8 protein-coding genes are annotated in these 13,193 nt (G+C 65.5%); 4 read left to right on the top strand and 4 right to left on the bottom strand.

The window, feature by feature from the left end; translation table 11 throughout:
* Both G3N97_RS17535 and G3N97_RS17530 read left to right on the top strand, forming a co-directional pair.
* Positions 1-1,216, top strand: a 1,216-nt coding sequence (locus G3N97_RS17535) for an ATP-binding protein (RefSeq protein WP_205994393.1), incomplete at its 5' end; no start/stop codon positions are given.
* A complete protein-coding gene (locus G3N97_RS17530; RefSeq protein ID WP_065057818.1) occupies positions 1,213-1,932 on the top strand; it encodes a response regulator in 720 nt (239 codons plus the stop codon). The genes G3N97_RS17535 and G3N97_RS17530, both read left to right, overlap by 4 nt.
* A gap of 112 nt (positions 1,933-2,044) precedes the next feature.
* Here G3N97_RS17530 and G3N97_RS17525 read toward each other — a convergent pair whose 3' ends face one another.
* Together G3N97_RS17525 and G3N97_RS17520 are read right to left on the bottom strand one after the other, a co-directional pair.
* Positions 2,045-2,947, bottom strand: a complete 903-nt coding sequence (locus G3N97_RS17525) for a glycosyltransferase family 9 protein (RefSeq protein ID WP_205994392.1) — start codon at positions 2,945-2,947, stop codon at positions 2,045-2,047.
* Positions 2,944-3,840 carry a glycosyltransferase family 9 protein gene (locus tag G3N97_RS17520; protein WP_205994391.1) on the bottom strand — a complete coding sequence of 299 codons (897 nt, stop codon included), beginning with the start codon at positions 3,838-3,840 and terminating at the stop codon, positions 2,944-2,946. The genes G3N97_RS17525 and G3N97_RS17520 overlap by 4 nt, the downstream gene beginning before the upstream one ends.
* A 454-nt stretch (positions 3,841-4,294) precedes the next feature.
* On the opposite strand from G3N97_RS17520, the gene G3N97_RS17515 reads away from it, so the two are divergent.
* Both G3N97_RS17515 and G3N97_RS17510 read left to right on the top strand, forming a co-directional pair.
* Entirely contained in the window at positions 4,295-4,684 is a 390-nt protein-coding gene (locus G3N97_RS17515; RefSeq protein WP_205994390.1) for a hypothetical protein, read from the top strand.
* A 144-nt stretch (positions 4,685-4,828) separates the two neighbouring features.
* Positions 4,829-7,150 (top strand): LPS-assembly protein LptD, encoded by a 2,322-nt coding sequence (locus tag G3N97_RS17510; protein WP_205994389.1) that lies wholly within the window; start codon positions 4,829-4,831, stop codon positions 7,148-7,150.
* Between the two features lie 6 nt (positions 7,151-7,156).
* Here G3N97_RS17510 and G3N97_RS17505 read toward each other — a convergent pair whose 3' ends face one another.
* Both G3N97_RS17505 and G3N97_RS17500 read right to left on the bottom strand, forming a co-directional pair.
* Positions 7,157-7,660, bottom strand: a complete 504-nt coding sequence (locus G3N97_RS17505) for a DUF3455 domain-containing protein (RefSeq protein WP_205994388.1) — start codon at positions 7,658-7,660, stop codon at positions 7,157-7,159.
* Positions 7,661-7,730: 70 nt separating this feature from the next.
* Positions 7,731-12,905, bottom strand: coding sequence for an AAA family ATPase (locus tag G3N97_RS17500; protein WP_205994387.1), 5,175 nt, complete (start codon positions 12,903-12,905; stop codon positions 7,731-7,733).
* Positions 12,906-13,193 lie beyond the last annotated feature (288 nt).

The raw sequence follows: 13,193 nt of genomic DNA, 5'->3' as shown, positions 1-13,193 counted from the left end.
CCCCGGCGCGGCGGGTGGTCCTGGCGGTCCGGGCTGGCCGCCGCCCGCCGACTTCCGCGGCGACGCCACTCGTGACAGCCATGGCGCGCCGCCCGGCGGTCCCGATTTCGACGATCACATGCGTCCGCACCGGCCGCCGTTCGCGCTCTACGACGCGCACCAGAAGCTCATCCTGAGCTCGGGCCCGCCCGCGCCGCCCGACGCCGAACGCCGTCCGCTCAGCTTCAACGGGCAGATCGTCGGCTATGTGGCCGTCGCGAGCCCGATCTCGCTGATCAACCAGGCCGAGAAGCGCTTCAAGAACCGCCAGTTACAAGCGACGTGGATCATCGTCGGCTTCACGGCGCTGCTGTCCGCGGCCATTTCGATCGTGCTCGCGCGCACGCTGCTCACGCCGATCAAGCGCATCGTCACGGCCACGCACCGGCTCGCGGGCGGCGACTACGCCACGCGCGTGCCCGCCAACGGCAGCGACGAACTGCAGATGCTCGCCAACGACTTCAACCGGCTCGCGGCCTCGCTGGAAAAAGCCGAGGGCGACCGGCGCGATTTCATCGCCGACGTCTCGCACGAATTGCGCACGCCGCTTTCGGTGCTGCGCGGCGAACTCGAAGCGATCGAGGACGGCGTGCGTCGTCCCGACGCGGCCACCATCGCCTCGCTGCAGGCCGAAGTCGCCATGCTGAGCCAGTTGATCGATGACCTCTACGAACTCTCGCTCGCCGACATCGGCCAGCTCTCGTTCGAAACGGTGCCGCTCGACCTCGTGCCGATCGTGGAGGCGTCGTGCGACGCGTTCCGCGAGCGGCTCGCGGCCAAGCAGATCGCGCTCGAATTCGATCCCGGTCCCGGCCACGCCACGCTCTCGGGCGACCCGTACCGCCTCACGCAACTCTGGAAAAACCTGCTGGAAAACGCGCTGCGCTATACGAATGCCGGCGGCCGCGTGGTCGTGGCGATCAGCGCCGACGACGAGCACGTGCACGTCGACTTCCAGGATTCGTTCCCGCCCGTGCCCGCCCCGCTACTGCCGCATCTGTTCGACCGCTTCTTCCGCGTCGACCCTTCGCGCAGCCGGCAAAGCGGCGGCGCGGGCCTCGGTCTCGCGCTCTGCAAACGCATCGTGGAGACCCACGGCGGAACCATCGAGGCGTCGCGCTCGCCCATCGGCGGCCTGCGCGTCCTCGTCCAACTTCCTCGCCTGTACACACAATGATCGAACCGACCACACGGCCTTCCGTCCTGATCGTCGAAGACGAACCCAAGCTCGCGGCCCTGCTCGCCGACTATCTGGCCAAGGAAGATTTCGCGACCCACATCCTCGCGGATGGCCGCGCCGTCGTGCCTTATGTGCGCGAGCACGCGCCCTCGATGGTGCTGCTCGACCTGATGCTGCCCGGCCGCAGCGGACTCGAAGTGTGCCGCGAATTGCGCACGTTTTCGCCAGTGCCGGTGATGATCATCACCGCGCGTGTGGATGAAATCGATCGTCTGCTGGGTCTCGAACTCGGCGCGGACGATTACGTCTGCAAGCCGTTCAGCCCGCGCGAAGTGGTGGCGCGCGTGAAGGCGATCCTGCGCCGCGCGGAACTGTTCGCGCGCGCGCAGCAGGAAGAGACGGGCGACATGCCTTCGCCGTTTTCGATCGACGTCACGCAGCATGCGGCGCGGCTCGACGGCAAGGAACTGCATCTCACGCCGATCGAATTCCGCCTGCTCGCGCTGCTGCATGCGGGCGCGGGGCGCATTTACGCGCGCGATTATCTGCTGCGCGCGCTCTACGACGATCATCGCGTGGTCGCCGACCGCACGATCGATTCACATGTGAAGAATCTGCGCCGCAAGATCCAGGGCATTCGTCCCGATCAGGACATGGTGCGCTCGATTTACGGCGTCGGGTATCGGCTCGAACTGGTGCCGGTGAACGATTGATTCGCGTGATGCGCGCGATTGAATCGCGCGTTTAATCTGCGTTTAATTCGCGCGTTCAATTCAATTTGCACGATTGATGCGTACGCATCAATCGTCGCATCCATCGCTGAATTCAAGCCTCGCTTTTCGCCATCCGCGCAAACGCGGACAACACACGCGCACAGGTCAGCGACTCGCGCCAGAAGCGCTCCTTGAGCCGCCCCGTCGGCACCCATTGCCACGGCAGCACCACTTGCGCGTTACCCCACGCCGGACGCCAGCGCTGCGCGACCGCGCGGCGGCGGAACAGGCTCAGCGTGGGAATGCCGAGATTGGCCGCGAGATGGCCTACGCCCGAATCGTTGCCGATGAACCAGCCGCTTTCGTAAAGCCAGCGCGCGAGGCCGTCGAGATTCTCAAAGGTGTGCACCGCGAAGCGGCCGAGCAACGGCCCGATCCAGCGATTCAGTTCGTCCGGCGACATCACGAACGCCACCTCATAACCCTGACGTTCGAGACGGCGCGCGAGCCGCAGAAAGCGGCGCGGCAGCCAGCGCTTGTCGGCCGTGCTCGCCTCCGGATGGATCACCACGCGGCGCGCGTGACGGCGATGCTGCAAGCCGGGCGGCGACACGATGTCGTTGTGCGTGCTGACGTCGGGCACGCCGAATTCGCGGCTGCAAAACTCCGCGAAACGCTGCGCCATCGGGCGATTCTGCGCGTCCTCCGTGAGCGCTTCGACATAGTGCACGTGCGGGTGCAGCGCGTCGATGTCGGGCACCGGCTGATGCGAATGCATCTGCAGCACCACGTCCCACGCTTCGAGCACCGCGCCCAGTTGCTTCTGATCCGGCAGCGGGCGAATGTCGACATCGGGAAACCAGTCGCGCAGCGCGTGCGCGGCGCGCCCGAACACGGCAACCGTGATGCCGTGACGCTGCAGATTACGCACGATCACCATCAGCAGCAGCGTGTCGCCCAGCGCGTTCGACGCCATGACCGCCACGCGGCGGCTCGTATCCGGCACGGTCTTCATGCGAGCGCCTCCCGCAACTGCTCGAAGGCTTTCGCCACGCGCGCGACCGAGAGCGTGTATTTCCAGTAGCGTTCGCGCAGGCGTCCGGTCGGCAGGAAGCGGCCAACCACCACGCGTCCCGCGCCCCAGCCCGGCTGCCACGTGCGCGCGAGACCGCGCCGCATGAATAGCGATAGCGTGGGCACCTGCAGATTCGAGGCGAGATGGCCGATGCCCGAATCGTTGCCGATAAACCAGCCCGATTCGTAGAGGAAAGCGGCGACGGTATCGACCGAGCCGAGCTTCGGCAACTCGATGCCGTATGCCTCGACATAGGCCCACGCCTCGCGCTCTTCGGGCGCGACGATGAATTGCGGACTGAAACCGAGCTTGCGCAGCCGCATCGCGAGCCGCACGAAACGCGAGGGCAGCCAGCATTTGTCGCGCGTGCTCGCGGTCGGATGAATCGCGACGCGATTACGGTACTTGCGATGCTGCAAATGCGCGGGCGCGACCATGCCATTGCTCTTGCCCGCGGTGGCGAGGCCGAGTTCGTCGCGGCTGAACTGCATGAGGCGCTCGGCCATCGATTTCGGCGAACGCGCGCGGCAGGTCGAGTCGAGCAGCACGACGTCGGGATGACGCAGCGCCTGCGCGTCGAGCGGCCGGTCGGGATGCATCTGGATCACGCGATCGAACGACGCCAGCGCGTCGGGCGCGGTCTCGCGCGTGAGCGCGGGGCGGATATCGACATCGGGGAACCACGCCGCGAGTTCGCTCGCATGCGTGCCGAACACAGTGGCGGACACGCCGCTCGCCTGCAGATTGCGCACGACGATCATCGTCAGAAGGGAGTCGCCGAGCGCCGGAGACAGGACCACGGCCACGCGGGAGGCCGGCTGCAAAACTCGCATCGCAATTCCAGTCGGAGCGGCACCGGCGGCGCTGACTGGCAGCCGTCGCACTCCGCCCCGCAGAGTTAGACAAGAACGGGCGCGAGCTTAGCCTGCCGAAATATTCGATCGGTTACGTGAAAGTTACGAGGGATAACGCTGTAAGGATTGGGTTTTAACGCATGGCGTCGCGCCGCATTCCATGCGCCGCGTGACGGCGCAACCTTGCGCGCGGAGCTGCGCCACGATGACGCGACGCGCCGCGAAACCTGCATGTAGCTTACTGAAATATGCATTAAGAAAAACCACGCCCCGCGTAACCTGGCCGCGCGCGCGATGGTCTATCGTGGCGCCATCGAATCATGCAGGCTGCCCGCGATGTCCACTTCCTTTACCTCGATCCGTGAACACGCCACGTCATACGCCACCTCGTGCGCGACGTCGCGCGCCACGCAAACGGCGGGAGCGCGCACGCATGGCTGAGGACATCACGGCAGTCCTGCGCAAAATCAGTTCGGCCGATCTGAGCGCGGACGGCGAATTCCTGCTGATCCACGACGGCAACGCCACGGCCGCGCTGCACCGTTCGGTGTTCAACGACCTGCTGGTCGCGCTGCCCAATGCGATGGAGAAAATCCAGCGCATCGAGAAGACGCCCGCGCCTTCGTTCACCGTCATGCACGCGCGCGGCTGCGAGATCGGCCGGCTCGACGGCACGCGCCATCTCGTGATCCGCTTCCGGCTGTCGATGACGGCCGGTCTGTCGTTCGCAGTGCCGTGCGAGCAGATTCCCGGCATCGTCGAGGCGCTCGAAAGCGCCGCCGACCACGAAGCCGCGCTGTCCCGCGCGACGTGGCTGCAATGAGCCGGCCACAACGCGGCACGCGATAGCTGGCCCCGTCGGCCGTCTGCCATGACCCGGGGCACGGGCCGGCGCGCGAGCGCCTCACGCGTGCGCCGGATCCTCCTCACTTCCCTCGTTATCTCGCCCGCCTTGATCCGTGACGTAATGCGCGGCTTTCGCCTGAAGCCCCTGATTTCCCTGCTGATCGCCGTGCCTGGATTCGCGCCGCCCCACGCGTTCGCGCAACTCTCGGACGCCGCGGCGCAGCCCGCGTCGCTCGGCGACAACTGGGCCTTGCGCGTCGATCCGCAATTGCAGGAGCACCCGCTGCAAGGCGGCCAGAAAGGCGCGACCGCCGCGCTCGGCGATACGATGACGAGCACCGCCGACACCGACCTCGCGCTGCACGGCAACGCCGAATTGCGGCGCTACGAATCGGTCGTGAAAGGCGACGCGCTCCATTATTTCGAGGACACCGACACTGCCGACGCGTACGGCCACGTCGACATCACGCAAGGCGGCGTGAGCTTCTTCGGCCCGTACGCGCACATGCTGGTGGAAGCGCAGCAAGGCTATATCAGCACGCCGCGCTATCACTTCGTGGTGAACGGCGGCTGGGGCACGGCCACGCGCGCCGACCTCGTCGACAACGAACGCGCCGTGCTGCACAACGGCACCTATACGACCTGCCAGTGCAGCGGCGAACCGGCCTGGTATCTGCGCGCCTCGCAATTCGACATGGACAGCGGCACCGATACCGGCATCGCGCACAACGCCGTGCTGGTGTTTCAGGGCTTGCCGATCTTCGCGAGCCCGTGGCTCTCGTTTCCGCTGTCGAGCGACCGCCGCAGCGGCATCCTGCCGCCCACGTTCTCGTTCAGTTCGACGGGCGGTTTCGATCTGGCGGTGCCGATCTATTTCAATCTCGCGCCGAACTACGATCTGACGCTCACGCCGCGCATCATCAGCCGGCGCGGCGATCTGATGACGGCCGATTATCGCTACATGGGCAGCGATTACAGCGGCGAATTCTCCGCGCTGTTCCTGCCGCACGACGCGCTGACGAACACGCAGCGCTACGACATCGCGATCAAGCACGACTGGAATATCGGTTCGGGATTTTCGGCGTATGTGAATTACAACCGCGTCTCGGATGCGAACGTCACCACCGATCTGACTTCGTCGGGCCAGTATCTGCTCGGCTCGACCACGCTCTACGATCAGGAAGCGGGGCTGCGTTACGCGAACGGCCCGTGGTCCGTGCTGCTGCGCGAGCAGCACTGGCAGCAGTATTCGGGCGACACGATCTATAACCGCGAGCCGCAGCTCAACGTGAAATACGCGCGCTACAACGTGGACGGTCTCGACTTCGGCGCGGAAGCCGACGCCTCGCGCTTCACGATGTCGAGCGGCGACGTGGCGCAGGGCAATCGCTTCGTGTTCAATCCCTACGTCGCGCTGCCCATCGTGCGGCCGTCGTGGTACATCACGCCGAAAGTGCAGTGGCACTTCGCGAGCTACGATCTCTCGTCGCTCGGCTCCGATCCGATCGCCGGACAGCCGCGTAATTTCTCGGTCAACGTGCCGACGGTCAGCCTCGATTCGGGCATGACCTTCGAGCGCAGCGTGACGCTGTTCGGACGCTCGTATATCCAGACGCTCGAACCGCGCCTGTTCTACGTCTACACGCCGTACCGCAACCAGAATTTCGCGCCGATCTTCGACACGGCCGAAAGCGACTTCGGTCTCGCGGAAATCTTCACGACGAACAGCTTCGTCGGCAACGACCGTATCGCCGACGCCAATCGCGTCACCGCCGCCATCACGACGCGTTTCATCGATGCGCAAACGGGCTCGGAAGCCGCGCGTTTCGTGCTCGCACAGCAGTACAACTTCACGACGCCGCGCGTGACGCTGCTCACCGACGGCTCGACCACCGACCTCACGCGCACGGGCGTGATCGAAGGCAGCTCGCTCAATATCGGCAGCGCGTTCAAGGCCGAGCAGGCGATCGAATACAACGAGTCGAAGTCCTATCTCTCGCACACGAGCACGGGCTTTTCGTGGGCGCCCGCGCCGGGCCAGGTCATCAACATGGCGTATCGCTACACGCGCGCCGATGCGTCCGTCGACAACGAGCCGGTCAGCCAGTTCATCATCTCGGGACAGTGGCCGCTCACGCGTCACCTCTCCAGCGTCGCGCGCGTGAATTACGACATGCATCTGCATCGTCTGATCGCCGGTCTGCTGGGCTTTCAGTACAGCGCAGATTGCTGGTCGCTCGGCATCGCGTTCGAGAAGTACACCAACGAAACCAGTTCGACGACCGTGCCGAGCACCGGCAGCCGCGTGCTGATGCAGCTCGAACTGCGCGGTCTCTCGAAGGTCGATAACGGCATGCTGAATCAGTTCAAGGACAGCGTGCCGGGCTATACGCCGGTCTCGAACGACATCACGCCGCTGTCCCGATTCACGGACTACCAGTAAGCGCGCTTACTGGTAGAACACGTAGGTCGCGAGGTACGGCGAGCTGCCCGATTCGTGCTCGCTCGTGCACGGCGCGGGCGGTTTCGCGCCGCCGACCGTGTTGATGCGCTGCACGTAGCGCACGGATGCGAGCAGCCCGGCCGCGCCGGTCGAATGCGTCTGCAGCAGAAGTTGCGGCACGCTGCCCGGCGTCGCGCTCGGTTGCTGCGCCACCACCTTGCCTTCGATGCGGCTGCCGTCCGGCGCAGCCCACGACGGTCCCGCCGAATGTTCGATCACTGCCGCGCCATGCGCGTCGTAAAGCTTCGCGCGCGGCTGCTGAAAGACCCAGCCTAGCGTGTGATCCGCACCGTACTCGCAGGTGTAGATCTGCACGCCCGATGCCGTGGCGCTCAACACCTGCTGCGCATTGGGCGCGTCGATGGACTGCGCGTGCGCGGCGCCCGCAGCGAGCATTCCCATCGCGCCTGCAACACCGATTGCCCGCGTGACGCGTGACAGACGAATCATGCCGATACTCCTCCTCGTGGTCAGAGCGCACAGTGTGCGCCTTAAATGCAGAACACGCAGGCGCGCCGCGCTATTCCCGTAGTGCCTGCTCCACGGGCGGAATGCAGAAGCGGAACAGCGTGCCGTTCGCGCCCGTGCGTACGAGTTCGATCTCGCCGCCATGCGCTTCGACGATCGACTTGCAGATCGACAGCCCCATGCCCATCCCCGACTTCTTCGACGTCACCAGCGAATCGAACACGGTCGCAGTCAGATCGCCCGGAATGCCCGGGCCCGTATCGGCGACCGTCACGCGCAACGCGCCGCTCGCATCGACCGAGGTGTCGATATCGATCAGACGCGGCCGCGCGCTCACCGCGCGCAGCGCTTCGAGCGCATTCATGACGAGATTGATCACCACCTGCTGGATCAGCGTGCGATCGGCCACGACGTCGAGGCGCGTGTCGAAATTGCCGCGCACCGCAATCTGATAATCGGCCAATTGATCGCTGAGCAGACGCAGCACTTCGCGAATCGCATCGTTGATATCGGTGAGTTCGGATTTCGGATGCGACTGCTTGACCATCGCACGCACGCTCGCAACGATATCCACCGCGCGCTGCGTATCGAGCGCGATCTGTTCGAGCATCGAATTGGCTTCGTCGATATCGGGCGACTCGCGATTCAACCAGCGTATCGCCGCGCGCGAACATGCGCTCACCGCGCTGATCGGCTGACTGATTTCATGCACGATATACGCGGCCAGTTCGCCGATCACCGACAAACGTCCCGCGCGTTCGAGCTTGCCTTGCGCCTCGCGCAAATGCCGCTCCACCGCCACGCGCTTCTGATGCTCGGACTCCACCTTGTGATAGAGCTTCGCATTTTCCAGCGAGATCGCGGCCTGCGAGGACAGCATTTCCAGAATGCGCAAACGCGCCGACGTAAAGACATCGGCGATCAGCCGATTCTCCAGATACAGCAGCCCCGACAGCGAGCCTTGTTTGACGAGCGGCACGCACATCGCCGAGCGCGGACGCACTGCGAGAATATAGGCGTCGCGGCCGAAATTGGCATCGTCGATGGCGTTGCCGAGCACGACTGGTTCGCAGGTGCGCTGCGTCCAGTACGCAATCGACATGGGAATGCGTTCGGCACACGCGCGCTCGCGTTCGATTTCGACCGTCACCGCACCATCGTCATACGTGGCGTGCGCGACGATATCGAGTTGACCGTCTTCGATCAGGCACAGCGTCGCGCGGTCGGCGCCCGCATATTGCAGCGCCGTATCGAGCAGCACGTTGATGAGCCTCGCCAGCGACATTTCACTCGACAAGGCCTGCGTCGCCTTCAACACGACCTGCGTATCGAACGCACGCACATTCGCGCCTTGCGCGGCGGTCCAGTCGAATTGTTTCGGCGCGGCGCTCGCGAGTCCCATGGTCGGGAATTCGCTTTCGAGCGCGCGCAATTTGGTGTCCGCGCCGAGGCACGCATACGCGCTCCACGCCTGATGCAGATAACCCTGCGACGCCGCATGCCAGTGCTGCTGCGCCGAAAAACGCGCCGCCAGTTCGCGCGACAGCGCCTGCAATTGCAGCATGCGCGCCTGATCGGCGAGACGAATGGCCTCTTCGTAATCGCTCTGCGCGAAGCGCGGATCGTCGCCCGTCGACGCCAGTTCCGCACGCACGAGCGCAGCGCGGCCGAGAAAGTTCTCGGGGCTTTGCGCGGACCAGCGTTCGAGCGTCGCCAGACGCGCGCGCGCCGCCTGCAGATGCGCTTCGCGTTCGCTGCCTTGCGCGCGGCGGCTCAGCGCCACGCGCAGCAGCGCGCTGTAAAACACGAAGTCCGGCATTTCGAGGAACGAGCGCGACGCCCAGGCCGTGGCGTCCGCAGCCTGTTCCGCCTGCAGCGCGACCGACCAGTCGGCAAACAGATACGCGACCTGCAAGCGATACGTCCAGAACGAAAACGCGGCGATATCACGATGCACGCGGCCCGTGAGGCAATCGTCGAGCACGTGTTCGAAATCGCGGCTCGGCGCGCCCAGACCGATATCGATCGGCAAGCCGCGCAGCGCCTGCACCACCCAGGCCTGCGCGATAAACGCGTCGATCACCAGCGCGAAACCGGCCTGGCGCGCGAGTGGCAAACCTTCTTCCACCACCTTCTGCACATCCGAAAGCGGCGCGCCGCAAAACAGATAATTGGTGACGAGATGCCGCCGCGAGTAAATCAGATACGTGACGTCGCCGAGCCTTGCCGTGAGCGCAATCGACGCTTCGATATGCTCGCGCGCGTGCGTGGCGGAACCCGTCCACGGCAGGCTCATCGCGCCGTAGCACATCTGCACGCGGCCCTGGAATTTCGTCAGCGCGCGCTCGGCCGGCAAGCGCATCGCGAGTTCCGCGAAACGGCGCACCGTGTCGTAATCGCCATAGCGTTCGCCGACGATCTGGCTCAGGCCGACGTAGGCGTAACACGACGCGTCGCAATGGCCGTGTTCGAGACTCAGCGTGCTCATGCGCAGCATCATCAGATCGGCGAGACGCTGGCTGAGAAATTTCGCGGCGGGCGCGAGATCGGTGAGCACGTCCATGGCGATATAAATGCGCCGGTCGCTCATCAACGGCGACGCCGCCAGTTCGTCGACGCTGCGATTGCCGTCGAGCGCCTTGAAACGCGCGAATTCGCGATCGATATCGGCGTCGGTCGGCGTGCGCGCGAGCACGATGCCCGCTTCGTCGCGCACGTATTGAAGGCCGATATCGAGCGCCGTCGCCGACTCGTCGATCGTGACGTGCATCGCCACGCGCAAGCGCGCGAGTTCCGCGCGATGATCGAGCGGCAGCAGCGCGCTGGGCACGGCGGCGAGACGGCGCGCCGCCGCCGCGACTTCCATGCACAGAAACTCGCATTCGCCGAGCCGCAACGCGATCAGCGCGTCGAGCGGCGCGCCCGCCGCGCTGCCCTGCGCGAAGCTTTGCGCCACGGCCAGATACGCCATCGCCGACGCGTACGCGGTCGCGCCAATCGCACGCTGCGCGGCGTCGAGATTCACGCGCGCGAAACGCTCGCGCTCCTCGGGCGACGCGACGAGCCGCGCCGCGAGATTCAACTGGTTCGCCACCACGAACAAACTGCTCGACGACGCGAGATACTCCGCGCAATCCAGCAGGCGGCGACCCATGGCCAGATGGCCCGCTTCGCGCGCGTCGAGACTCATGCCGTAATAGACGGCATCGCGAATGCGGTCGTGCGCGAAGGTGTACAGGTCTTCGTCGAGAATGATCAGCGCCGCATCCATCGCCGGCCGCAACGACGCTTCGAGTTGCGCGGGATCGCTGCCGACAGCATCCGCGAGCATTTTCAGCGGCACCGGCTTCGCGATCAGCGCAACGGAGCGCAGCACGTCCTGCGTCGACGGCACAAGCGCGTCGATCTTTTCCGTGAGCAGTTCCATCAGGCTCGACGAACTCGCGCGCTCGGCAATGCCCGCCACGCTCGAATGCCATTCGCCGCGCGCTTCGTCGAATTCGAGCACGCTGTCGTCGACGAGCGAGCGCACGAACTGAATCGCGAACAGCGGATTGCCGCCCGTATAAGCGCCGATCAGATCGACGGATTCGCGCAGTTGCTGCACGCGCCCGATCAGCATCGCTTCGATCAGTTGTTCGAGGTCGTCGCTCGACAGCGGTTCGAGCACGAGCCGATGCGAATGCGCGCCGTCGCGCAGCGCGTGCACGAGCCGGTTATCCGCGCGAATCTCGTTGTCGCGCAACGCGGCGATGAACAGCACGCGTTCGCTGCCGGGTTTGCCGATCAGATGCGTAAGCACTTCGAGCGTGTCGCGATCGGCCCATTGCAGGTCGTCGAGAAACAGCACGAGCGCTTTGCCCGGTTCGGTGAACGCGCTCATCAGTTTCGACATCGCGTCGAGAAAGCGCGGCTTTTCGGCGTGCAGCGAGACGGCGCGCTGGTGTTCGAACTGACCGAGCACGCGCGCGAGTTCCGGAAAGACGGCCGTGACGATCGAGGCGTCACCGGCGAGTGCGTCACGCAGACGGCGCTGCACGCGCTCGAATTCGGCGGGCGCGTAACCGAGCACATGGCGCAGCAGCGAATGCAAGGCGCGCGCGATGCTCGCGTAGGGCGCCGCGCCGTCGGCCTGCTCGCACTTGCCCGCGGCGAACTCGTGGCCCGCGCCCGCGAGGCGCTTGCGCACGTGCTGCACCAGCGCCGTCTTGCCGATACCCGCCGGCCCTTCGACGAGCATCAGCGGCGGGCCGCGATCGAGCGCGGCATGGCGCGCGGCCGCGACCAGCTGCTCGATTTCGACGTGGCGACCATAGAGCGATTCGGGCGCGCCCAGCGATGGCCGGATCTTCAATTGCCGCATCAATGCGTCGGCATTTGCGTGGGCGTGGGCGCGCGCCGTGCCTTCGTCGGCGTCGAGCAGATCTTTCGCCAGATGCGCGGCCGATTGATAACGTTGCGCGGGCTCTTTCTCCAGCAGCCGCCGCACGATCGCCTTGAGTGGCTCCGGCACGCGCGCGCGCGGTTCGGCCGACTGCCCGCCTTCGAACGGCCGCCGCGTGAGGTGCGCGTGCATCGCCTCGGAAGCCGTGAGATTCGGAAACGGTACCTCGCCGGTCAGCATGCGGTGGAAGATGCAGCCGAGCGAATAGAGATCGGAGCGTGCGTCCACGGCGCGGTCGATGCGCCCCGTCGCTTCCGGAGCCGCGTAATCGATCACGGTTTCGAGCACGTCTTTATCGATTTCCGGCGCACGCGCCTGGCCCGAAAAGCCGGTGAGCCACGCGCGTTCGCCCGCCGCGTCGAGCATGAAACTCGCGGGCTGCAACGCGCCATGCACGAGCCCGGCAAGATGCGCGAGTCCCAGCGATTGCGTCATGCTCACCGCGTGGCGAATGAAGGCATCGACGGGCATCGCGGCGCGCGTCTCGTCGACAATCTCGCCGAGCATCCGGCCGCCCGGATCGTGCAGCAGCAACGCCGGCGCCTGATTGTGGACGACGAATTGAATCGGATGGAGCGCGAACTCGGGATCGAGCCGCGCGCGAATGCCATATTCGTGGCGCAGGCGGCCCAGCGCGGCGACGGGATCGGCCGCCGAGGGCACTGCGGCCAGCACCGATTCTCCCGCCGTGGTGATGCGATACAGCCGCGCCGCGCCGTCCTGAATCAGGACGAATCGCGCACGAGACAGGTCCGCGACGGATTCGGGAATGACATTGACCATGGATCCTTTGCGCCTTTTGCCGGGTCGTGCCCGGGCCTTATTCTGATTCGTCGCGCCGTGCATCGCGCAAAGCCGTATCTTACCCTTGGCTTACGCACAACGCGTCAGCACGTCCGTCGAATCAAGGCCCGCACGTCCGTGCGCAATCGCCCAGTTTGAATCGCAGATTAACGTCCTCGTGTATCTGGAATATGTCGACTCCGGAAATGAAAAACGCGGTCGAGCCATGACTGGCTGACCGCGTCGTGAGCCGGCTGCGCCACCAACGTGGCGCGCCGCGCTGCCCGG

It is taken from the genome of Paraburkholderia sp. Ac-20347 (assembly GCF_017104805.1).
GTDB lineage: Bacteria > Pseudomonadota > Gammaproteobacteria > Burkholderiales > Burkholderiaceae > Paraburkholderia > Paraburkholderia tropica.
The sequence above is the reverse complement of the archived record's forward strand: the minus strand, read 5'-3'. Positions and strand labels throughout refer to the sequence as shown.

What these genes read in the sequence shown, in the direction of transcription:
- G3N97_RS17500 (WP_205994387.1), bottom strand. Translation starts at nt 12,905, where the DNA reads ATGGTCAATGTCATTCCCGAATCCGTCGCGGACCTGTCTCGTGCGCGA.
- G3N97_RS17510 (WP_205994389.1), top strand. Translation starts at nt 4,829, where the DNA reads ATGCGCGGCTTTCGCCTGAAGCCCCTGATTTCCCTGCTGATCGCCGTG.
- G3N97_RS17530 (WP_065057818.1), top strand. Translation starts at nt 1,213, where the DNA reads ATGATCGAACCGACCACACGGCCTTCCGTCCTGATCGTCGAAGACGAA.
- G3N97_RS17505 (WP_205994388.1), bottom strand. Translation starts at nt 7,660, where the DNA reads ATGATTCGTCTGTCACGCGTCACGCGGGCAATCGGTGTTGCAGGCGCG.
- G3N97_RS17525 (WP_205994392.1), bottom strand. Translation starts at nt 2,947, where the DNA reads ATGAAGACCGTGCCGGATACGAGCCGCCGCGTGGCGGTCATGGCGTCG.
- G3N97_RS17515 (WP_205994390.1), top strand. Translation starts at nt 4,295, where the DNA reads ATGGCTGAGGACATCACGGCAGTCCTGCGCAAAATCAGTTCGGCCGAT.
- G3N97_RS17520 (WP_205994391.1), bottom strand. Translation starts at nt 3,840, where the DNA reads ATGCGAGTTTTGCAGCCGGCCTCCCGCGTGGCCGTGGTCCTGTCTCCG.